Here is a 22,508-nt window from a genome sequence, read left to right as displayed (position 1 = left end):
ATGAACATTTTATGAACAATTTATATACTGATACTACTCTATTTGATAGTTTTTTGCAATAAAGTTCAATAAAATAATTTAATTTTGTGAAATATGCACAAACGCTACATCTGTTTCTTCATTGCCACCTGATCCTGTGCGTATGTCAACGCCATATCTCTGGATATCGTTCCACTCTTGTACAGATCAATAATATAATCATCCAATGTAATCATGCCCTGCGCACGGCTTGTCTGAATCGTGGACTGGATCTGATGGTTCTTCTGCTCACGGATCAGGCTTCGGATTGCCGGGCTTGCAAGCATAACCTCAAACGCTGCCACTCGTCCATGTCCGTCTGCAGTCGGGATCAGTGCCTGCGAGATAACGCCTTCCAGAATCATCGCTAACTGGATACGTGTCTGTTGCTGCTGATGTGTCGGGAACACGTCGATGATACGGTCGATGGTGGATGCAGCACCAATTGTATGCAGTGTAGAGAATACCAGGTGTCCGGTCTCGGCAGCTGTGATTGCAGTGGAGATTGTCTCCAGATCACGCATCTCTCCTACGAGGATGATATCCGGATCCTCACGGAGGGCTGCACGAAGTGCATTTGCATAAGAGAGTGTATCCATACCAACCTCTCGCTGGTTAACAACGGATTTCTTGTGTTTATGAATATACTCAATTGGATCCTCCAGTGTGATGATGTGATCCGTCAAGTTTTCATTTGCCTTATTAATAATAGAAGCAAGTGTCGTTGACTTACCGGAACCGGTTGGTCCTGTTACGAGTACCAGACCTCTTTTCTTTTTATACAACTGTACAACCGCTTCCGGAATACCCAGCTGATCCGGTCTCGGGATGATCGTATCAACCTTTCTGTATGCAGCAGCCATATTTCCACGATCCATAAATACATTTACACGGAATCGTCCGGTTTCCGGTGATGCAAAAGAAAAATCGACCTCGCCTCGTTCCTTTAAGATCTGCTTATGACGGTCATGCATCGTGGAGCCGATCGCCTCTGCAGCATCTGCCGGTGTCATAGCCGGAAGCTCTACCTCCGTCAGCCGTCCGTTGATTCGAAGCTTCGGTGGAATGCCTACCGCAATATGAATATCAGAGGCATTCTGCTCTACCGCGAACGCCAAAAGTTCTTTCATGTCTATCATGTTATTTACTCTCCCTCTTCTACATTATAGTTTTAATATTCTTCGCCTGTCTCGTATGTGATCTTCTTCATCTCGCTGATCGATGTGATACCATTCAGTACATGCTGTGCTGCACCCATCTTCAATGTCAGCATACCTTCCTTTAATGCCTGTTTCTCGATGACATCCGCCGTAGCGCCCTTCGAAATAACTGCCTGCAGTTCTTTTGATACCGGCATCATCTCGTACACACCGATTCGTCCTGCATAGCCGGTATCGCCGCAAAGTGGGCATCCAACCGGCTCATAGATAATCACATCGTCATCCATATCTTCCGGTTTTACGCCAAGTATTTTCTTCTCTTCCGGTTCTGCCAGTCTCGCCTGCTTGCAGGAGCTGCAAAGGCGGCGAACCAGTCGCTGTGCAATCACGCCTACCAGAGCATCGCCGGCAACATATGGTTCAATACCCATATCGATAATACGTGTAACTGTGGATGCTGCAGAGTTTGTGTGCAAGGTTGATACAACGAGGTGTCCGGTGATAGCCGCCTGTACCGCGATCTGCGCTGTCTCACCGTCTCGAATCTCTCCGATCATGATAATATCCGGGTCCTGACGAAGGATGGATCGAAGTGCTGCCGCGAAAGTCAGCTCTGCTTTTACATTTACCTGCACCTGATTGATACCGTCGATATTCGCCTCGACAGGATCTTCAACGGTGATGATATTTACATCTTCCGTGTTCAACTCACTCAGTGATGTATACAGCGTTGTTGATTTACCGGATCCTGTAGGTCCTGTAACCAGAATGATTCCGTGTGGGTTACTCAGGATACCATCAAATACCTTTAATTCCTTTGGTCCAAATCCAAGGGCGCTCTTCGGTTTTGTGAGTCCATCCTTGGAAGTAAGTCTCATAACGGTTTTCTCGCCGTAAACCGTAGGCAGGATAGATACACGGACATCATACTCTCTACGGTCTACCATGATTGTGATACGACCATCCTGTGGTTTACGTTTCTCTGCGATATCCATGCCGCCAATAATCTTGATACGGGCACTGATACCTGCCAGAAGACCAATATCATAGGTCATAACATGCTTTAACGCACCATCGATTCGATACCGGACACGCACACTGCTCTCCAGTGGTTCAATATGAATATCGGAAGCTCTCTGTCTGACACCACCCTCGATAATCTGTTTTACAAGAAGTACGATCGGGGAATTCTCGACATCCTCATTGATCGCATCCTGATCGGCTTCGGTCATACCGTTTTCCTGCATTTCTTTCCGGTACTGCTCCGCAGCCTCCATCGCCTGTGCATTACCGAAATACTTGCCGATCGCCTCCATAACATCGTCTTCCATCGCAAGCAATGGTTCCACCTGCGCATTCATCGCAATACCGATATCATCGATGGCGTTCAGATCCATCGGATCGACCATCGCCACGCGCAGAATGTTTGGATTTGCTTCATCATATCCAATCGGAAGTGCCTTGTACTTATTGACCAGGTTCTCCGGTATCTGTTTCAGCAAATCTTCATCCAGCTTGCAGGCTTTCAGTTCAATGTAATCAATTCCCATCTGCGTGGTCAGTACTGTGATCAACAGCTCCTGGCTGATAAAGCCAAGTTCCATGATAACATTTCCGATCCTGCCACCATTCTCTTTCTGATAGGCAAGTGCCTCCTGAAGCTCTTCTTCCGTAATAGCCCCCGCTTCAACAAGCAAATCACCTATACGAATCTTCTTTCTTCCTCCAGTTATCCGCATAGCAATACCCTCTCATAAAATATTTATAGTGTTTTAATTATAACATAGCCTATTTGAAAAAAAAACAATTATTTTACCATAATTTTGTCATTTTTAATCCTTATATGTGTCATACGCTCTTGTGTAAAATCGCATGATCATCCGTGCAATCGTTTTCCCCCAGATCTCTGTAAACATCCGCATATCTTCATCAAAACGTCCAGTATTATCAATATATTCTTTGCTTGTCGCCCCATTATGAACCCGATATCCGACCAGCGCATGCGGATCATATGCAAAGCTCCCCGGAAGCTGTGCAAGTTTCCGGAATGTATCCCAGTCGATATTATACTTATAGGATGATGTAAATACAGGCTTTCCCACTCGATTCACCGCATATGTGACCGTCGGACAGCAGACGCTGTTACCAAGTGAAAAAATCAGCCTTTTAAAAAAGCGGATACCGGCAAGCCTGTCCACACACATCGGTGCACGAAGCATGGCACGTATAATACAATTTGCATCCAGCGATACCGTATCTTTCTTGACCGGCCGATATCCGGAGAAAAATGTCGTCGCATCCGGACGGGCATTAAATGCATCTAACATTGATTCCACATACCGGCTATGATAGATGTCGTCCTGATGTGCAATCGTAACCAGCGGAGTATCCGCACAGGATATCGCGAAATTCCAATCATCCCGGATATTACTTTTTCCCTCCCGGATATACAATTTCAGTCTATATTTTTTTGCTATCGTTTCTATATGATGATTTGGAGTCGACGTACACACAACCACCTTCGATTGTATAGTCTGCCTTAACACAGAACGCACGCACGTCTCCAGATATTCTGACTGTTTATATGCACAGACAACAAACGTATGTCTGCCTGTCTTTTTTTCTCTGTCCTTCTCCATATTTCAAGCCTTCTCTCTTCTTATTACACAATTGCCAGTACAAAGGTTGCTCTGACAATACTTATGACCACAAGCCACAGGATCACACGATTTAAAAGTATCTTTTTCTTCGCTAACACAGTTGTATCATCTTCACATTTGATAACGAACCATGCCACAACTCCTAATATAATATAATATAAAAATGTATAAGTCCTTATAAATGCTGATAATCCTGTCCCCGAAAATCCAACCGTCATCCTCCCTGCAAACGCGGCAAACAAAAGTATAAACACAGTCAGGAATTTCTGTCTGTCCTGCAGAATCTGATACATGCAGATCAGAATACATGTAACGCCAAGCAGTGCAAGTACAACCGGTAGAATCAATCGTGTATCTCTCCATGTGTCACACTCCACCGCGTCTGAAAATACACCTGTAATCATCGATACCGCACATAACAGCAAAGGAATTACCGAGATTATTTTTACCCACTGTTTTGTCTGCATCATGCAAGTTACAATACAGATCAATATACACATGCATAAGAAAAAATAGTTTCCTTCTTTATCAAAGAACAAATGGTGCAATGTTGAGATAAATCCCATACATAGCTTATCCACCCCTGTCATGTGTGCGTCTTCCGTAAATGTACTACTACGTCCCCGGTTTCCTGCGTTAAACAAATGGAAAAGGATGCCAAAAACTGATATAACTGTCTGTATATATACCACTCCATCCGGTCTTTTTTCCCGGATAGAAAGAAATACTGTGTATATAAATATAATCGCCAGCGTGACCGACAATTCTTCTTTGTTCACTGCAAATACTGTCAGCAGGCACATGGGAACTACAGACCACCAGCTATTCTTCTGATGCTCAAAAAAGTGCTTCACTGTCATGCACGCAAGCAGAGCTGCCACCAACGGCCACGCATAGCTTACCGATGTGACTACCCAGCCCACCTCCTGGAAATTATCAAACGGAAACAGTAGGACCACACCCAGAATTATCATATTATTGTCATTTAATCTATCCGGATTACACAAGCGGATCACGCACCAGAGCCCCACCATCAATACCAGAATATCCAATGTGCCCCACACACGAATATCCAGATGCAATAAAATCCAGATAAGCGGGTTGATCAACACACGGGAGCTCCAGCCCTCGCAGCTTCGTTTCATCAATCCTGGCAGTTCCTGTTTTAAAGATGGTTTCAGAACAGAGACGACATACTGATCATCGCCATCCATCTGATAACCATAAATATGATAGAACAAGAGCACCAGAAAATAGATCAGATAGGGTATTATCCTTATACATATCGATTTTGCTTTTGCAAGCTGCTCTTCTCTTTCCATTGTACACCCCTAACACAGTTATTTTATCTTTGTGTCCTCAATGATATATCGCGGCCGGTCTTTTACCTCCAGATATATCTTACTGATATATTCACCAACAATTCCAATACTGAAAATCTGAAACCCTCCAAGAATGAGCATAACTACCATAACTGTCGTCCAGCCCTTGATCGTATAGCCCATGGCGTTTCCAATCAATATGTATATCAGATACACAACACTCAGAAAGCTTACAAGCAGTCCCATCGCCGTAATCATGCGGATCGGCTTCACACTGCAGGACGTAATCCCTTCAATTGCAAACCGGAACATCTTCCGAAGCGGATATTTGGACTCTCCTGCCACACGTTCTCCTCGGTCATACTCCACCGTAGATGATGCATATCCGATCATAGGCACGATTCCGCGAAGAAATAAATTGACCTCCCGGAATCGCTCCAGTCCATCTAACGCCCGTTTTGACATCAGTCTGTAATCGGCGTGATTGTATACCATATCCACACCGAACAACCGCATCAGTTTGTAAAACGAAAGTGCCGTGCATCGTTTAAATGCCGTGTCTTTCTTTCTTGATTTCCGAACGCCATATACAATGTCGTTTCCCTTCTTGTATTCTTCTACGAATTTATCCAGCACTTCCACATCATCCTGCAGATCTGCATCCATAGAGATTACAATGTCGGCATGTTCCTTCGCTGTCATAAGTCCTGCCAGAAGCGCATTCTGATGTCCTTTATTTCTTGACAGGGTAATACCCGTCACATATTCATCCTGTCGATATAACTCCTGTATGATATCCCAAGTACGATCCCGGGATCCATCGTTCACATACAATATTCTGCTTTTTCCTGAAACGACTCCATCGGTTATCATCCGTCTGAGTTTATCTCCTACGCACCGGTTTGTCTCAGGAAGGACTTCTTCCTCGTTATAACATGGAATTACCAAGAACAATATCGGTTCCATATCATTCACCCCTCGTATCATTTTTTGTCAAAACGGCATTGTAACAACAGATTGCAGATCCGGTCTACATCCCGGACATCCAAATCCGGATATAACGGCAATGTCAGAACACGATTCGCCACCTTACGTGCAACCGGCGTATCATCTACATTGTATTTATTTTCGAAACATGCAAAAGTATTCGTTAAAGGATAAAAATATTTTCTTGTATATATACCTGCTTCTGCCAGATAATCATATACTTCATTTCTGCTTACTCCGAATATAGTCTCATCAAATACAACCGGGAAATAAGCATAATTCGATCTTACATGCGATTGAATCTCATTCAATTGTAAGCCTGCTGTATCCTTCAGTCTTTCCATGTAATGTTCATACAATGTCTTTCGTTTTGTTATTTCTTCATCCACATGGCGTAAATTACAGATTCCCATTGCCGCGCAGAATTCGTTCATTTTTGCATTTGCGCCAACTGCATTCACATCCTCCGGACCATGTATACCAAAATTCTTTAATTCGTACAGTTTCTGTCCCAATTCCTCTCTTCGATAGCAAACTGCGCCACCCTCAATCGTATTATAAACCTTCGTTGCATGAAAACTAAAGCAGGATGCATCGCCATACAAACCTACACTTTTCCCTTTATAAGTTTCTCCAAATGCATGTGCTGCATCATACACAACCTTGAGTCCATATTTATGTGCAATTCGATCGATTTCTTCTGTGTTACATATATTTCCATATACATGAACCGGCAAAATCGCACAGGTACGTTCCGTAATCAGACTTTCAATTTTGCTGACATCCATCGTATAAGTCTGCTCGTCTATATCGCAAAAAACCGGTTCAAGATTATTACGGACAATTGCATGTGTTGTGGACGCAAACGTAAATGGCGTTGTTATAACCTCTCCCTGCAGATTCATTGCCTGCAATGTCATTTCCAGTGCCATATGTCCATTTACAAGCAGTTCAATGTTATCAACATCCAGGTAGTCTTTTAACATATTTTGAAGCTGTTCATGCTTTTCTCCCATATTCGTCAACCAGTGCGTATCCCAGACAGATCTGACCTCTTCTATGTATTCCTCCATAGGTGGAAGAGACGCTTTTGTTACATATATATCGTATGGCATAAATAAGCCCCCTTACTTTGTTGCAAACACACATAATCTGGTTGGCATCGGGAAATCATATCTTACAGAGATTGTATATCCCGCATGGAGTTGTTCCATCCATTTAATTACATCTAAAATATGAGTCCCATCATCAGCACCTACATTTACAATCAAGCGTGGCTTATAGCGTTCAATACTTTTCCTTGCACCTTCCAAAATATCCAAAGCCATAAACGGAACAAATATTTTCATAATTGTCACGCTTTCATCCAATAGCAAATCATCATATCTACATACTTCTACTTCCGTATCCCCGGACTCACTCACATGTGATGACTGCATAGCCGTTGTATCAATCAGTGTTTTGCCATTTATTTTACCAAACGCACAATTGTATGTTACAATTCGATCATCACATGCTGTATCTTCACAAAGGCTCCGATATGCCCTTTTATTTGGTTCAATTGCTATAATTTTCGCATACCGGGAATTACAATGTTTTTTGAACATTTGTACTGTATCCCCTGTATATGCCCCAATATCAACATAGACCTCGTCATATCCGATTTCCAATTTATCATAGTTGAATATATCTTCCACATATAAATTTCTATTTAAAAGGCAAGATACATCACCTGTATTTTGTACTTCGTAATACGAATCCACACATTCACGGGATATCTCGTCCAATCCATCCAGCGTAGATAAAATTTCATCTTTATGTTCATTCACCCAGCTTTCTCCCGGTCCCTGATATTGAACATATGGATTCGGAATCACATAGACTTTTCGAACACATTCATACGCATACATATCTGATATTTTTTCAAAATGTCCATGTCCGCAAACAATGTCTATATCTACTCCCGACTTTTCTATTTCTTCTATATCCTCAATTGGTAAAAATGTCACCTCATCTGCAGGTTTCACTTTTACATTTACCACAAACCCTTTCACATATATACCATGCTCCTGTAATCTATAGTACACTTCCCGCGCCATAGATCCGGCGCCCCATATGTATATATTTAATGAACTTCCGGATATCTGTTCGTAAACATTATTATTATTCATCTTTTACCCCCGTAACATACTCCACGTAGTTTCTGGCAATATATTGTTCTTTAATTCCGCCAAAATCATCTATATGTTCCTGTCTGAAACACCGCAGATGGTTACACACAAAATCATATCCTGCCATAGTAGAAAATACTACTCCTGCCGAAAACCTCGGATTGCACTCCAAAAAATAATAATCACCTTTTTCATCTTGCAAAAACTCATAATTTACGCAACCATTCACATGCATTTTTTCTGCCAATTCCATGCATGCATGTTCAAGAACCACATCCCTGTATACATATACAGAAAGCCCACACCCATGCGGTGTACTGATTAGTTCTTTTCTTGCTACAGCCACACACTCATTATAATTCGCATTTCGTAAAACATCCACTACAATCCTGTTTCCACAGATATACGGCTCAACTACATATTTCTGCCTGCTTAGTACTGTCCGCATCGCAAGTAGTTCTTCTTTTGTTTCGATTATCCGTAACCCCTGACTGCTTCGACCATCTACCGGTTTACACACAACCGGAAACTGTATTGTATTTGCTTCTGTTTTTGAGTTGATATAATATGTCGGAATTGTTTTAATGCCCTTCAGGCACTGTTCATCAACAAAATCCATCATTTCTTTTTTATCTCTTGCCAGCAAAACGGATTCACTGCCTGTCATCGCCAGAATGATTTCTTTCTCTTTAAACCAGTTTCGATGTTGATTCAAGAAATCTACTTCTACATCGATCAAAGGAACAACCACATCTATTTTATTTTCCAGACATATTTTCTTTATGCACGCCCAATATGCCTCATGTTCTGATACCTTCGGCACCTGATAAAATACATCAAACCATGGTGCCTGCGAAAGATATATCTCCGGATATATATCACATCCATATATCCTGACATTCCCTGTCTTCCTGATATTTTCGCAAACGACCTTTGATGAAACTGACCCAATCGCAGTAAGCAATATTCTGTTACAAATATTCTTTTCCATTAAAAAATCCCTTCACACAATTAAACATAACACGGTTTATATGTCCAAGAATATATCCAAAAATTTTTACCCAGTTCTTATGAATCTTCAATACTTTTTTTATTTCTTTCATGGATATATCATGTTGTATAAAACAGCTTGCCAGCATAGCCTCCATATACATGGCGTATGCAGTATCTACAAAACTCTTAGGCAATCTTTTTTCTTCTGAAAAAGTGACAAAGCATTTCCAATAATCTGCATAATCTTTATATTTTAATTTATTGGTTGCAGAAAAACTGTTTCCACTATATCTGACCAATCTATATTCGCTTAAAACATCTGGCAGACAATGAATCGCTCCAACACTGAGCAGAGAAAATATCTTCGACCGATCCCCCGGTCCAAGCTCCGAACACCTGTATATAAAATCCTTGTCTACCCCTATATCTCTTGTATGATAATTCCGATACATGATTGATGTTGTCTGTCCCGGCATAATCCATTTTCTAAAATGTCTCAATGTATACTTCTTATTCTTGCAATCCGGGTACACAATATCAATCCGGTTTGAATTCTGGTCAATCACCTGACATCTATGTGCAACTGCAACAGCTTCGGGATGTGCATCCAGATAATCGACCTGTTTTTGTAATTTATACTGATCTGTCCATTTATCATCTGTTTCCAATACAACTACATATTCTCCCCGTGAGCACGACTGCACCCTTGCATAATTATCATTTGCTCCAATATTTTTATCTCCCAAAAAAGCAATCATTCTTTTTCCAAATTTATCCTGATAACTACGAATGATATCCTGACTTGCATCTGTAGAATGATCATCGCCAATAATGACTTCATATTCAAAATTTACCTTCTGCATTAAAATCCCATCTAACGCTTCACGAAGGTACTTCTCATGATTATATGTAACACAGCAAATGCTGACTTTTATATTATCCATCTCTCACCTTACCAGCTTCTTCAAATAATTAAAATTTGCATCTTTCGTCATCAACGAAATTGCAAAATATACAACAATCCCCGCCACAATCTGCACGCATAACCGCACCAGATTATTTTCTAATTGTGTTCCAATCCCCCATATAATAACTGCCATTGCAGCGGATTTGATCATGGATGGCATAATATCCGATATCTGCTCCAGATATGTATATTTCAATATTTTAACATTCGGATATGCATTTATAAAGCACGATATGATGGATGTGACCACCGCACTGAATGCAATCGCTATAATTCCATATCTCATAGCCAGACATAAAATCGCAATCGCTATACTGCATTTAATAATTTCCAGTTTCAAAAAGATATCACTGTGTCCGGTTGCTTTTAACGCTTCCAGATTTGCAGTGTGAACAGGCCAAAATCCATATGCGATACATGCAATCCGAATAAACGGAACACACGGCAGCCATTTATCAGTCAAAAACACCGTAATAAAAGACGGTGCAACAACTATAATTCCAAGCATCACCGGCCAGAGCAGATACGAACTGATGCCGACTGCACGTCGCGTAATTTGTTTTACCGAATCCACTGTCTCCTGTTTTTTAGACAATACAGGAAACAGCACGCTGCTTATGGATGTGCTGATTGCCGATGTTGCAGCCTGCGGATACTGGGATCCATTCGTATAATATGCAAGATCTGCAGCTGAATATTTTTTTCCGATAATCAAATTCCGAATCTGACTATAGATCATATCCAGTAACCCGGAAACCATCAATTTCCACCCATAGCGAAAAAGACCTTTTCCTGTTGCTATATCAAATTCCTTTGTAGGTCTCCAACCTGCCCGAACCCATAATATGCATGTGTCAATCACCGCATTCAGCAAATACTGCACCACCAATGCCCATACACCAAATCCCGATAAAGCAAGAGCAACTCCCGCTCCTCCAGATATCAGTGTTCCCCATAGCGTTGCTCCAAAAAACAGTTTAAACTGCATATTTCTTGAAATATATGCACACTGAACAGAATTGACTGCAGCAATCGGTATCCTAAGACAGAGAACTCTTATCACCGCCGACAAATCACGATAATGAAAGAATTTTTCTATCAATGGTGCAATAAAAAAAACACAGATATATATAATTACAGAAATGATAACATTTAAATAAAATGCAGTAGAAAAATCTTTTGAGTCCGCATCTTTTTTCTGTATCAGAGAGTTTCCAAGTCCTGCCGTAACAAACACATCTGCAATATTGATTACCACTAACGCCATTGCAACCATTCCGTATTCTGATGGAGATAGCAGTCTTGACAATATCACCATGATCAGAAACGAAACGCCCAAAACAATGATTCTTTCTCCAAACTTCCAAAAGAAACCGGTAATAACTTTCATTCTATCTGATTTATGCTCATCTTCATGTTTCATTATCATTTTCCTTTTTCGTTCATTTCTTTTATAATCATACCATCTTTTTCCATCTTGGAAAAGCACTATTTCCCATCATTCGTCATAGTATATACAAAGAGGGATAGCGAGGCAGCCATGCAGACATTTCATCACCCGCTCTCTCCCGAAGAGGAATCGCATTACCTGCAAAAGGCGAAAGCGGGCGATCTTTCCGCGCGCAATATCCTTGTAGAATACAATCTGCGTCTCGTCGCGCATATCGTCAAGAAATATCAGACCGGAAACCGTTCCATGGAAGATCTGATTTCCATCGGTACAATCGGACTAATTAAAGCCATCAATACATATGATACCGACAAAGGCTCAAAGCTTGTCACATACGCCAGCCGTTGTATCGAAAATGAACTTCTTATGCGGCTTCGTCAGGAACGCAAAGAGGCACGTGAAATATCTTTGTATGAACCGATCGGTACCGACCGGGAAGGGAACGAAATCAGTCTGATGGATGTCATACGCATGGACGAAGAAAACGTATTGTCCAATATCATCACTTCGGAAAGTCTGAGGAATATCAATGAAATTTTTACAGAAATATTAGATGCCCGCGAGCAGCAGGTAATCGCGCTCCGGTATGGGCTGTTTGACAACCGGGAACTCACACAGAAAGAGATTTCCAATCTGTTGCACATCTCACGGTCTTATGTATCACGCATAGAAAAAAAGGCACTGCTTAAGCTGCGCAGTGCCTTGTGCGTATGATCATGCCTTTTCTGATCTTCTCAGAATCGGAAACCTTCACATAAAGTAATTGTTTTGGATGCGGTGCAGATTCCATCTCTGTGCCGTGTTCGTCGTGAATAGAGAGCACCTCCACATCCTCGTTCTCGCCGTCAAACGCCATAACCTCGACGATATCTCCCACGCAGAATTTGTTCTTCTGGTGGAGCACCAGCTCGCCCGCTTCTGTCACGTCCTCAACCATGCCGAGATACACACGATTCTTCACATAGGTATTGCAATCATAAATCTGTGTCTCCTCATTTGGCTTTCCATAATAAAATCCGGTTGTAAACTGACGGAACGTACATGCTGCAATCTCCTGTCGGTAATGTTCCATCTTACTCTCATATAATTCCCTGGATGTATAATAATCGTCAATCGCTTCCCGATACGTCCGGGTAACAACTGCCACATACAAAGCAGTCTTCATACGTCCCTCTACCTTGAAGGAATTGATTCCTGCGTCAATCATATCCGGGATATGCTCAATCATACACAGGTCCTTGGAATTGAAGATATAAGTTCCCCGGTCATCTTCCTCCACCGGAAGATACTCGCCTGGACGTTTTTCTTCCACAACCGCATATTTCCAACGGCACGGATGCGTACAAGCGCCCTGATTTGCGTCTCTGCCTGTAAAATAACTGCTGAGCAGACATCTTCCAGAATAAGAGATACACATCGCTCCATGCATAAATGCTTCAATCTCCATATCTGCCGGAATATGTTCCCGGATGGTTTTAATTTCCTTCAAAGAAAGCTCTCGTGCCGCTACCACGCGGGTAGCTCCCTGTTTTCTCCAGAAATCATAGATCAGATAATTAGTATTATTTGCCTGCGTACTGACATGGATTTCGATACCAGGCAGGATTTCTTTCGCAAGTGTAAAAATACCCGGATCAGAAATGATAAATGCATCAATCTTTTCTTCAAGTCCCGTCTCTTTCAGTTCATGGAAATATGCCTTAATTCCCTCAATATCTTCATTGTGTGCAAATATATTTACCGTCACATACAGTTTGGCTCCATGTGCATGCACATAGTCTGCCGCCTCATGCATTTCTTCGATTGTAAAATTCCCGGCTTTCGCACGAAGTCCATAGTTCTTGCCGCCAATATAGACCGCGTCTGCGCCGTAGTCAACTGCCACCTTCAATACTTCCAGACTTCCAGCAGGTATCAATAATTCCGGTTTTTCTAACTTATCCATATTCAATCCTCTTTCATTTCGTATGTATCCTGATTTCTCAGTGAAATCATGCACATACCAACTATCCTGATATTTTATATTTTATTTTCCCTGCACAACCGAGATTGCCATGCCATCACCAACTGGCAGAATAGCTGTTTCCAGCCGTTCATCATGTGTGATCACATACAGATATTCCCGCATCCGGTCATGAATCGTACGGTTCCGTTTCTCTACAAGAAAATGGGATTCCAATACTTCTCCTTCCTGCAGGATATTATCAGACACGATCACGCCGCCCGGCGAGAGCACACGCAGCACATCCGGCAGATAATATATATACTGTGCCTTTGCCGCATCCACAAACGCAAACTCATATGCGTCATCCGGAAGTGTCTTCAATGTCTCTGCCGCATCTCCGCAGATTACTTGAATCTGTGTTTCTTTTCCGAGCCGTCTGATGTTTTCCCTTGCTTCCGCGGTGCGCTCCTCACTCAATTCCAGTGTTGTAATCTTCGCTCCCTCTGGCAGAAATCCCGTCATATAGATAGAAGAATAGCCGACGGCTGTTCCGACCTCCAGAACATGCTTCGGCTTTCTCAATAGTAACTGTGTCTTTAATAATTCTCTTGCCTCCGGTCGGATAACCGGAACACCGCGTCTTACGGCATCCCGATACAATTCTCCTAATGCTCCGGCATCTTCCTTCGCCATCGAGCGGACAAAAGAAGTAATTCTCGCAAACTCATTCATATTTATTCATTATCCTCGTCGCTGCCTGTATCAATATTACAGATGATCTGCAAGATCTCATCGTAGGTCATGCTTGCCGACAAATGATATTTGCCGCTTGTAATCTTGTTGCCATAGCCTTTTACCTTCACCTTTGCGTAAAAGACATATTTATCCTCGATAATCTCTGCATCCTGTAAAGCACTGCCAATCTCCATAATCGAAGAATCCGCCGGAATATCAACCACGATATACTGCTGGCTTCCCGGATGGAATGCAACACTGCCAAATACGCCATATGCAAAATTAAAAGAATATGTAAAAAGCTTAACAATCAAAAATACAATCAGCACATTGACAAATAAGCTGAACATAAACCCGGAAGAATTCTTCAGTCCCTTGCGAAGATTCTCCTCTTTCTTTCGCACGCTTTTCTTACCCGCTTTTTTCTTTGCTGTTCCATTTGTTGTTTTTTTCACATTTTCACTCATTGATGTAATCAAACTCCAATCCTTCTGCTATGGAATCAAACACCTGCTGCAGCAATTTGCAGATCTGCTGTTCCGCCTGCAAAAAATCACTCACAATCGAGTTATGCAACAGTTCGTCATATTCCTTTGTCAGTTCTATCATTTCATCGTAAGGGTTTACCCCCTGCCGATTCTGAAGCTCGTAATTCCTTGCACGAAATTCCTGCAGATGTCTGCTTAATTCTTCATTCTCGAGCAGTGCCTGCTTCGTTTTAAGATATGTGCAGTATTCCTGTGACGCCCGAATATGTTCATTCAATTGTTTGCTCTCGTTAATAACCTGTCTCATATTAAACCTCTGTAATAATCGGCAGAATCATCGGACTTCGCTTCATCTTCTTCCAGAGGAAATCACTCAGAGCATCCCGAATTGTATTCTTCAACTTGCCCCAGTCAGTAATTCCCCGGTCTAAGCAGTTGTCCAACGCCTCCTGTACAACCTCCCGGCACTCATCCATCAGGTTCTCTGCCTCACGTACATAGACAAATCCGCGAGATACAATATCCGGTCCGGCAACCTGCTGATTGCTTCCAGCCTCTAATGTCACAACAACGATCAAAAGACCATTCTCTGAAAGCTGCTGACGATCCCGTAATACGATATTTCCTACATCACCAACGCCAAGTCCATCCACAAGGATTCCCTGTGCCTGTACCTTTCCGGTTACATCAAAAGTATCTTCCCCGATTGTCAACACATCTCCGGCAGACAAAATCCTGACATTTTCCTTTGGTATTCCCATCTCTACCGCAAGCTCTGCATGCCGTTTCAGATGACGATACTCACCATGCACCGGAATTGCATATTTCGGTTTTGTAAGTGCATACATCAGTTTTAATTCTTCCTGACAGGCATGTCCGGAAACATGCGTATCCTGGAAGATTACATGGGCTCCCTTCATCTCAAGCTCGTTAATAACCTTGAAGATTGCCTTCTCATTTCCCGGAATCGGGCTGGATGAGAAGATAACCACATCGCCCGGTTTAATCGTAATCTGTTTATGAATACTGGCTGCAATCCGTGAAAGCGCTGCCATATTCTCACCCTGACTTCCGGTTGTGATCAAAACGACCTGTTCGTCCGGATAGTTCTTGATCTGATCGATCTCAATCAACGTATTGTCCGGTATATCAATATAGCCAAGCTCCGAAGCCGTCTGAATGACATTTACCATGCTTCGTCCCTCAACAACAACCTTTCTGCCATACTTATAGGCAGAATTAATAATCTGCTGTACACGATCAACATTCGATGCAAATGTCGCAATGATGATCCGATGGTCTTCGTTATCATCAAACAAATGATCAAACACTTTGCCGATTGTCTTCTCAGATGGTGTATATCCGGGACGCTCCACATTTGTAGAATCCGCCATCAATGCAAGTACACCCTTCTTTCCAAGCTCACCAAACCTCGGAAGATCGATTGCCTCACCAAAAACAGGTGTATAATCCACCTTGAAATCTCCGGTATGCACAATGATTCCGGCTGGTGTATAGATTGCAAGTGCAGCCGCATCCGCAATGGAATGTGTCGTGCGGATGAACTCGATACGGAACGCACCAAGTGTGATCATCTGTCCATGTGTTACGATTTTTCTTCTGACGTTGTTAATATTCCCATGTTCGCGAAGCTTATGCTCGATCAGTCCCATCGTCAGTTTGGTTGCATATATCGGCATATTTACTTCATTTTCTATATACGGAATCGCACCGATATGATCCTCATGTCCGTGCGTGATCACAAGTCCTTTTACCTTGTCCGCATTTTCCTTTAAGTATGTGACATCCGGGATGACAAGATCGATACCAAGCATCTCATCTTCCGGAAATGCAAGTCCACAGTCTACGACAATAATACTGTCCTCATACTCGAACGCGGTAATGTTCATTCCGATCTGTTCCAATCCCCCAAGTGGAATGATCTTCACCGACTTATTATTCTGTTTCATTCTAAACTAAACCTCCAAATCAATGTCTTCCAACAGCTCATCAAAAATCCTGATTACTGCTTTCAATTCGTTCTCATCTTCTACTTCTGCGTAAGAAACGACATCTCCTTCACTGTCCGGTTCTTCTTTCAGTACGAAGAAGCTGCCATCCTCACTTTCTTCGTCATCTGTCACCAGAATGTAGTTCACTCCAAAAAGCGTTGTCTGTTCTAATACATACAACTCGATATCTCCATCTTCGGTTTCAAACGTAATCTTCTCACTCATCTTTTTTATGTGCCTCTCGATCCAGATAACTCTGTAATATGATAGCTGCCGCCATCTTGTCAATGTGTTCTTTTCTTCCGCTCACGCACACGCCGGTTGCTTCCAGAATACGGTTTGCTTCCACCGTCGTGAGCCGTTCATCTTCAAAAATAATTGGCAACCCGGTTCTCCGTTCCAGATTCTCCGCAAATTCTCTCGTTGCCTGTACTCTTGGTCCTTCCGTGTTATTCATCATCTTCGGAAGTCCAAGTACAATCTTATCCACGTCGTGCTCCACCACAAGTGCTTCAATCCTTGCATAGGTCTGTCTTAATTTGTTTTCCTGTTTTCTTTCAATCGTCTCCAACGGCTGTGCAATCAAACAGGTTGCATCAGACAATGCAACGCCAACCGTTTTTGAACCATAATCCAATCCAAGGATTCTCATACTGTTTTGCTCCTTTTGTCAAGCCTAAGCCCGCCTCCGGGTGTTTCTACTTGAGCCGTGTCTCAATATAATTTTCAAGAAGTACCTCTATGATCTCATCCCGCTCTGCTTTCATGATCAGACTTCTCGCATTTTTGTAACTGGTAATGTAGGTCGGATCTCCACTCATCACATATCCAACGATCTGACTAACCGGGTTGTATCCTTTCTCGGATAACGCTTCGTACACCTGTTCCAAAATGTCAGATACCTCTATATTTGATTCATGGATGATTCCGATGTCCTGAGTATTTTGATTGTTCACTTTCTCACGTCCTTCTTTATCGCATTTAAAAACATTTGGCTTTATTTTAATATATGTAGCCTGAAATAGCAACTCTTTTATTTCAGCATGCCGAAGAAATCATACTGATTCGTCTCCGGCAGATCTCCCAGTAACCCAAGATCTCCCATCACATCGAGAATCGTTTTCGATACTTTTCCCCGGATACGGATATCCTCCTTTGAAGTAAACGGACCGCCTTTTGCCGCTTCCTCCAGCTGCTGTGCCGCTTTTAATCCCATGCCCGCGATGGATGCAAAGCTTGGCATGATCTTCCCATCTATGATCTGGAAACGGTCTGCCTTTGCCCGGTACAGGTCAATCGGCATAAACTCGATTCCTCTCGCATACATCTCCTGCACCAGCCGCATATCCCGCACCATATCTTTCTCCGTCTGGCTCATTGCATTCTTGTCTTTCTTCCGCAGCTCCGCCAGGTTCTCTTCGAGCGCTTCTTTTCCAAGGCACATCTGCTGATAATCAAACGCTGACGCACGTATACTGAAAAACGCCGTATAATAAGCAAGCGGATAATTGATCTTGTAATATGCCACACGCCAGCCCATCATAACATAAGCAACCGCATGTGCTTTCGGGAACATGTACTTGATCTTCTCGCAGGACTCCATATACCATTCCGGTACATCGTGTTTCCGCATCTCCGCTTTCCACTCATCCCACTTGTCACATTTTCCCTTTGCAACGATACCTTTACGGACCTTCTCCATGATATTGAATGCGAGTCCCGGTTCCAGTCCCCGATAGATCAGATATGTCATGATATCATCTCGCGTACAGATTGCAGAAGAAAGCTCACAAACTCCATCCGCAATCAGCGTCTGTGCATTTCCAAGCCATACATCCGTACCATGGGAAAGTCCGGCGATACGCACCAGATCAGAAAATGCTTTTGGTCCGGCATCAATTAACATCTGCATCGCAAAGTCTGTACCAAACTCCGGGATGCCAAGTGTGCCAAGCTTTGTGCCTCCAATATCCTCCGGCTTGATACCGAGTGCTTCCGTGTTATGAAACAAAGACATAACATCCTTGTCGTCCAGTGGAATTGTCTTCGCATCCAATCCGGTCAGATCCTCCAGGCGGCGAATCATCGTCGGATCATCATGACCGAGAATATCCAGTTTCAGAAGGTTATGGTCAATGGAATGGTACTCAAAATGCGTCGTGATTATATCCGTCGTTGTATCGTTCGCCGGATGCTGGATCGGCGTGAAAGAATAAATCTCTTCATGCTTTGGCAGCACGATCATGCCTCCCGGATGCTGTCCGGTTGTCCGTTTCACTCCCGTCAGACCAACCGCCACACGTTCCATCTCACACCGGCGTTTTGTTTCTCCATGTTCTTCATAATATTTGTACACATAGCCGACAGCCGTTTTATCTGCCAGTGAACCAATAGTTCCCGCCCGGAACGCCTTTCCTTTTCCAAAAAGCTCCTCCGTATAGGCATGTGCCTTCGGCTGATACTCACCGGAAAAGTTCAGGTCAATATCCGGCTCCTTATCCCCGTAGAAGCCAAGGAATGTCTCAAATGGGATGTCATGTCCTTCCTTCTTCATCAGCGTGCCACACTTCGGGCACTTCCGATCCGGCATGTCACAACCTGACTGTCCTTCGAACTGTTTCACAAAATCCGAATCAAAATCAGTAAAATAACAATTCGGACAGATATAGTGTGCCGGAAGTGGATTTACTTCGGTGATACCTGCCATCGTCGCAACAAACGACGAACCGACCGAGCCACGGCTTCCTACCAGATACCCATCTCCATTCGATTTCCACACCAGCTTCTGTGCGATAATATACATAACTGCAAATCCGTTTGAGATAATAGAATGAAGTTCCCGTTTCAGTCTTGCTTCCACAATCTCCGGCAGATCCGGTCCATAGATCTCATGTGCTTTGTCGTAACAGATTGTCGTCAATGTCTCATCGGAATTATCAATGATCGGCGGACATTTATCCGGTCGTACCGGAGAGATACGCTCAATCATGTCATTAATCTTATTTGTATTCGTTATAACTACTTCCTTTGCAAGATCACTGCCCAGATACTGGAACTCCGCGAGCATCTCATCCGTCGTCCGGAAATAAAGCGGCGGCTGTCTGTCTGCATCATGGAAACCTTTTCCTGCCATCATGATCCGTCGATATATCTCATCCTCCGGATCAAGGAAATGTACGTCACAGGTCGCAACAACCGGCTTGCCAAACTGCTTGCCAAGATTACAGATCTTCCGGTTCACATCCTGCAGATCTTCCACTGTCTTAACGGGTGCTTTCTCATCGTCAAGCAGGAACATATTATTTCCGACCGGCTGAATCTCATAATAATCATAGAAATTACAAAGTCTTGTAATCTCATCCTCGCCCTCGCCATACAAAACTGCACGGTAGAGTTCTCCCGCCTCACAGGCAGATCCAATGATTAATCCCTCCCGGTATTTGTTGATCAGGCTTTTCGGCATGCGCGGACGCCGGTTAAAATAGTTCAGATGTGACTCAGAAATCAGGCGGTACAGATTCACACGTCCAACCTCATTTGCTGCCAGAATGATTCCATGATAGGTTTTCGCTTTCCGGATGGCATCCGGGGATGCAGCGCCCGCCTCATTTAACTCATGGATCGTAGTAATGCCTTTCTCTTTGATCATCTTGATCATCTTAACAAAGATCTCGGCTGTAGCTGCCGCATCATCACAGGCTCTATGGTGATGTTCATTGACAACACCAAACTGCTTGCACAGACGATCCAACGTATATTTACCAAGCTCCGGGAGCAGGATATGAGCCAGTGTCATCGTATCCACAATCGTACTGTCAAACACCAGTCCCAGGCGCTTCGCATTTTCATGTATAAACCCGGTATCAAAAGCAGCATTATGCGCAACTACACTTGCATCACCGATATATTCCAAAAACTTTGGAAGAATCACCGCAATCGTAGGCGCATCCTTGACCATCGCATCCGTGATTGAAGTCAGTTTCGTGATTGTATATGGTATCGGCACCTCCGGATTGACAAACTCAGAAAACGTATCCTGAATCTTCCCATCCTTGATCCGGACTGCGCCTATCTCAATGATCCGGTTGTTTGTGGGGCTCAAGCCTGTTGTTTCTATATCAAACACCACATATTCCGAATCAATATTCTGTCCTTTGTCGTTTTGAATCAGACCTTTGACATCATCCACAAAATAACCTTCCACTCCATAGATGATTTTAAAATCCTCACCTTTTTTGAGCTGATGGTTTGCAATCGGGAAGGCCTGTACAACTCCGTGATCGGTGATTGCAAGTGCCTTCATCCCCCATTCTTTCGCGCGGGCAATTACTTTCTCTATGCCAACCACGCTGTCCATCTCACTCATGACTGTATGCAAATGCAGCTCTACACGCTTTTCGAGTGCATTGTCCATCCGTTTTTCCCGGAAATCATTTGCCGGCTTGATTCCTGCCACCGAAGAAAATGTAATCTCTTTGCTGTAACTGTCATAGATCGGTACACCTTTTATAATATAGAATTTGCCCTGTTGCAGTTCGTCAAGCAATGGTTCCTTGTCGTCCGGCGATACAAACAGCTTAAACATAATGGTATCCGTAAAATCCGTAATTGCACCTGTGATAATAAACTTTCCGCTTCGGAGTTCCTTTTCCTCAATCTTAATTACCTGTCCATGAATACAGCATTCTCCGGTTCCCTCTTCCAATGTTTCAATCTTTACAATATCCGCATCGCAGTTTCTTCCATAAAACACATCCGGATCCTGTACCTGTTGCTTACGATAATTTCCATAATCTCCTTTTCCGGAAAATTTACGGTCCGGTCTGGCACCTGCACCATAGGACTTAGCTGCTGCAGCCACCGGTTTCGCACCGGACGTAACCGGCTGTGCAGACTTCGGTGCCACCATTTGTGCATCCATTTTTGCTTCTATCTGCTTTGTTTCACCCTTAGAAGTCTTTTTATCTTCTGCATTTTTCTCTTTTTCCGAATCATCCGAAGCAGCCTGTAATTCTGCATTTTTTTCTTCAATGGTCCGAAGCTCCTGCTGTAAACGCAAAGCATTCGCCTGGCGCAGTTTTGTCTTTTGCTCTAAGGAATAACTGAACCCAACTTCGATTTCTTTTCCAAAATGGTCACGAAAATAAGATACGAGGAAATCCCGTATCAGCTTTTCATGTTCCTTCGCAACAGATGAATGTTCCACTGCAATACTGATCACATCGTCGTTATAGTACCACTCCGCCCGGCTCATCAAACGAAATGCAATCCGGCTTCTTCCACGCAACTCTTCTAACAGACTTTCTTTATAATTTTCCGCAATCTGTCTGATATCATACTGCGCTGAAAGATGATACCGCATAAACAGCTGTATTGTCTTTCCTGCGCCCCCCATATGATATGCATGCTGTGTCAATAACGCTTCCATACGGGTAATCATATGATATGGAATCAGGTGATCACTTTGCAGTGTAACAATCATCTGTTTTTTTGTCTCGTAGGTTTTGATACTCTCTACCTGCGTATCCGAAAAAAGGGCGTCAAGCTCCGCTCCACCCCTAAAAGCCGGAAACACATTACAAAATGTTTTGTTATCCAAA

20 protein-coding genes are annotated in these 22,508 nt (G+C 43.0%); 1 reads left to right on the top strand and 19 read right to left on the bottom strand.

The window, feature by feature from the left end:
• Nucleotides 1-104: 104 nt before the first annotated feature.
• From ACZQK9_RS09650 to ACZQK9_RS09605, 10 genes are all read right to left on the bottom strand, one after another.
• Nucleotides 105-1,157: a type IV pilus twitching motility protein PilT gene (locus ACZQK9_RS09650; RefSeq protein ID WP_178017528.1), complete on the bottom strand. Its 1,053-nt coding sequence runs from the start codon at nt 1,155-1,157 to the stop codon at nt 105-107.
• A gap of 32 nt (nt 1,158-1,189) precedes the next feature.
• Nucleotides 1,190-2,917 carry a GspE/PulE family protein gene (locus tag ACZQK9_RS09645; RefSeq protein ID WP_483270438.1) on the bottom strand — a complete coding sequence of 576 codons (1,728 nt, stop codon included), beginning with the start codon at nt 2,915-2,917 and terminating at the stop codon, nt 1,190-1,192.
• A gap of 93 nt (nt 2,918-3,010) precedes the next feature.
• Nucleotides 3,011-3,817: a glycosyltransferase family 2 protein gene (locus tag ACZQK9_RS09640; RefSeq protein WP_483270437.1), complete on the bottom strand. Its 807-nt coding sequence runs from the start codon at nt 3,815-3,817 to the stop codon at nt 3,011-3,013.
• 23 nt (nt 3,818-3,840) lie between these two features.
• Nucleotides 3,841-5,160 carry a hypothetical protein gene (locus ACZQK9_RS09635; protein ID WP_483270436.1) on the bottom strand — a complete coding sequence of 440 codons (1,320 nt, stop codon included), beginning with the start codon at nt 5,158-5,160 and terminating at the stop codon, nt 3,841-3,843.
• An 18-nt stretch (nt 5,161-5,178) separates the two neighbouring features.
• Nucleotides 5,179-6,126: a glycosyltransferase family 2 protein gene (locus ACZQK9_RS09630; RefSeq protein WP_483270435.1), complete on the bottom strand. Its 948-nt coding sequence runs from the start codon at nt 6,124-6,126 to the stop codon at nt 5,179-5,181.
• A 17-nt stretch (nt 6,127-6,143) separates the two neighbouring features.
• Nucleotides 6,144-7,262: a DegT/DnrJ/EryC1/StrS family aminotransferase gene (locus tag ACZQK9_RS09625; protein ID WP_483270434.1), complete on the bottom strand. Its 1,119-nt coding sequence runs from the start codon at nt 7,260-7,262 to the stop codon at nt 6,144-6,146.
• A 12-nt stretch (nt 7,263-7,274) separates the two neighbouring features.
• A complete protein-coding gene (locus tag ACZQK9_RS09620) occupies nt 7,275-8,318 on the bottom strand; it encodes an FkbM family methyltransferase (protein ID WP_483270433.1) in 1,044 nt (347 codons plus the stop codon).
• Nucleotides 8,311-9,309, bottom strand: a complete 999-nt coding sequence (locus tag ACZQK9_RS09615) for an ATP-grasp domain-containing protein (RefSeq protein WP_483270432.1) — start codon at nt 9,307-9,309, stop codon at nt 8,311-8,313. The genes ACZQK9_RS09620 and ACZQK9_RS09615 overlap by 8 nt, the downstream gene beginning before the upstream one ends.
• Complete coding sequence (locus tag ACZQK9_RS09610; RefSeq protein ID WP_483270431.1) at nt 9,290-10,255, bottom strand: glycosyltransferase family 2 protein; 966 nt, start codon at nt 10,253-10,255, stop codon at nt 9,290-9,292. The genes ACZQK9_RS09615 and ACZQK9_RS09610 overlap by 20 nt, the downstream gene beginning before the upstream one ends.
• Nucleotides 10,256-10,258: 3 nt before the next feature.
• The gene (locus tag ACZQK9_RS09605; protein ID WP_483270430.1) at nt 10,259-11,701 is read right to left on the bottom strand and encodes a lipopolysaccharide biosynthesis protein; all 1,443 of its coding nucleotides are present in this window, start codon (nt 11,699-11,701) and stop codon (nt 10,259-10,261) included.
• Nucleotides 11,702-11,818: 117 nt separating this feature from the next.
• Between ACZQK9_RS09605 and sigK the strand changes: the two genes are divergently transcribed.
• Complete coding sequence (sigK, locus tag ACZQK9_RS09600; protein ID WP_178017538.1) at nt 11,819-12,442, top strand: RNA polymerase sporulation sigma factor SigK; 624 nt, start codon at nt 11,819-11,821, stop codon at nt 12,440-12,442.
• Here sigK and ACZQK9_RS09595 read toward each other — a convergent pair.
• From ACZQK9_RS09595 to ACZQK9_RS09555, 9 genes are all read right to left on the bottom strand, one after another.
• The gene (locus tag ACZQK9_RS09595) at nt 12,414-13,673 is read right to left on the bottom strand and encodes a peptidase U32 family protein (protein WP_483270429.1); all 1,260 of its coding nucleotides are present in this window, start codon (nt 13,671-13,673) and stop codon (nt 12,414-12,416) included. The genes sigK and ACZQK9_RS09595 overlap by 29 nt on opposite strands.
• 81 nt (nt 13,674-13,754) lie before the next feature.
• The gene (locus ACZQK9_RS09590) at nt 13,755-14,405 is read right to left on the bottom strand and encodes an O-methyltransferase (RefSeq protein ID WP_216506431.1); all 651 of its coding nucleotides are present in this window, start codon (nt 14,403-14,405) and stop codon (nt 13,755-13,757) included.
• 2 nt (nt 14,406-14,407) lie between these two features.
• Nucleotides 14,408-14,887, bottom strand: coding sequence for an endolytic transglycosylase MltG (locus ACZQK9_RS09585; protein ID WP_483270428.1), 480 nt, complete (start codon nt 14,885-14,887; stop codon nt 14,408-14,410).
• On the bottom strand, nt 14,868-15,203 hold the full coding sequence (locus ACZQK9_RS09580; protein WP_178017542.1) for a YlbF/YmcA family competence regulator: 336 nt from the start codon (nt 15,201-15,203) through the stop codon (nt 14,868-14,870). The genes ACZQK9_RS09585 and ACZQK9_RS09580 overlap by 20 nt, the downstream gene beginning before the upstream one ends.
• Nucleotide 15,204: 1 nt before the next feature.
• Nucleotides 15,205-16,866 carry a ribonuclease J gene (locus ACZQK9_RS09575; RefSeq protein WP_178017543.1) on the bottom strand — a complete coding sequence of 554 codons (1,662 nt, stop codon included), beginning with the start codon at nt 16,864-16,866 and terminating at the stop codon, nt 15,205-15,207.
• 6 nt (nt 16,867-16,872) lie between these two features.
• Nucleotides 16,873-17,133: a DUF1292 domain-containing protein gene (locus ACZQK9_RS09570; protein ID WP_178017544.1), complete on the bottom strand. Its 261-nt coding sequence runs from the start codon at nt 17,131-17,133 to the stop codon at nt 16,873-16,875.
• Nucleotides 17,126-17,560, bottom strand: a complete 435-nt coding sequence (gene ruvX, locus ACZQK9_RS09565) for a Holliday junction resolvase RuvX (protein ID WP_216506425.1) — start codon at nt 17,558-17,560, stop codon at nt 17,126-17,128. The genes ACZQK9_RS09570 and ruvX overlap by 8 nt, the downstream gene beginning before the upstream one ends.
• A 46-nt stretch (nt 17,561-17,606) precedes the next feature.
• Entirely contained in the window at nt 17,607-17,864 is a 258-nt protein-coding gene (locus tag ACZQK9_RS09560; protein WP_021985219.1) for an IreB family regulatory phosphoprotein, read from the bottom strand.
• A 77-nt stretch (nt 17,865-17,941) separates the two neighbouring features.
• Entirely contained in the window at nt 17,942-22,507 is a 4,566-nt protein-coding gene (locus ACZQK9_RS09555; protein WP_483270427.1) for a PolC-type DNA polymerase III, read from the bottom strand.
• Between the last annotated feature and the right edge of the window lies 1 nt (nt 22,508).

The sequence above is a fragment of the Wujia sp. genome, from assembly GCF_056872695.1.
This window is presented reverse-complemented; position numbering and strand designations above follow the sequence as displayed.

Bases quoted from the DNA above. Each gene is read 5' to 3' on its own strand.
- sigK (WP_178017538.1), top strand. From the start codon at position 11,819: ATGCAGACATTTCATCACCCGCTCTCTCCCGAAGAGGAATCGCATTAC.
- ACZQK9_RS09645 (WP_483270438.1), bottom strand. From the start codon at position 2,917: ATGCGGATAACTGGAGGAAGAAAGAAGATTCGTATAGGTGATTTGCTT.
- ACZQK9_RS09630 (WP_483270435.1), bottom strand. From the start codon at position 6,126: ATGGAACCGATATTGTTCTTGGTAATTCCATGTTATAACGAGGAAGAA.
- ACZQK9_RS09650 (WP_178017528.1), bottom strand. From the start codon at position 1,157: ATGATAGACATGAAAGAACTTTTGGCGTTCGCGGTAGAGCAGAATGCC.
- ACZQK9_RS09635 (WP_483270436.1), bottom strand. From the start codon at position 5,160: ATGGAAAGAGAAGAGCAGCTTGCAAAAGCAAAATCGATATGTATAAGG.
- ACZQK9_RS09620 (WP_483270433.1), bottom strand. From the start codon at position 8,318: ATGAATAATAATAATGTTTACGAACAGATATCCGGAAGTTCATTAAAT.
- ACZQK9_RS09610 (WP_483270431.1), bottom strand. From the start codon at position 10,255: ATGGATAATATAAAAGTCAGCATTTGCTGTGTTACATATAATCATGAG.
- ACZQK9_RS09595 (WP_483270429.1), bottom strand. From the start codon at position 13,673: ATGGATAAGTTAGAAAAACCGGAATTATTGATACCTGCTGGAAGTCTG.
- ACZQK9_RS09580 (WP_178017542.1), bottom strand. From the start codon at position 15,203: ATGAGACAGGTTATTAACGAGAGCAAACAATTGAATGAACATATTCGG.
- ACZQK9_RS09640 (WP_483270437.1), bottom strand. From the start codon at position 3,817: ATGGAGAAGGACAGAGAAAAAAAGACAGGCAGACATACGTTTGTTGTC.
- ACZQK9_RS09625 (WP_483270434.1), bottom strand. From the start codon at position 7,262: ATGCCATACGATATATATGTAACAAAAGCGTCTCTTCCACCTATGGAG.
- ACZQK9_RS09615 (WP_483270432.1), bottom strand. From the start codon at position 9,309: ATGGAAAAGAATATTTGTAACAGAATATTGCTTACTGCGATTGGGTCA.
- ACZQK9_RS09575 (WP_178017543.1), bottom strand. From the start codon at position 16,866: ATGAAACAGAATAATAAGTCGGTGAAGATCATTCCACTTGGGGGATTG.
- ACZQK9_RS09605 (WP_483270430.1), bottom strand. From the start codon at position 11,701: ATGAAACATGAAGATGAGCATAAATCAGATAGAATGAAAGTTATTACC.
- ACZQK9_RS09590 (WP_216506431.1), bottom strand. From the start codon at position 14,405: ATGAATGAGTTTGCGAGAATTACTTCTTTTGTCCGCTCGATGGCGAAG.
- ACZQK9_RS09570 (WP_178017544.1), bottom strand. From the start codon at position 17,133: ATGAGTGAGAAGATTACGTTTGAAACCGAAGATGGAGATATCGAGTTG.
- ruvX (WP_216506425.1), bottom strand. From the start codon at position 17,560: ATGAGAATCCTTGGATTGGATTATGGTTCAAAAACGGTTGGCGTTGCA.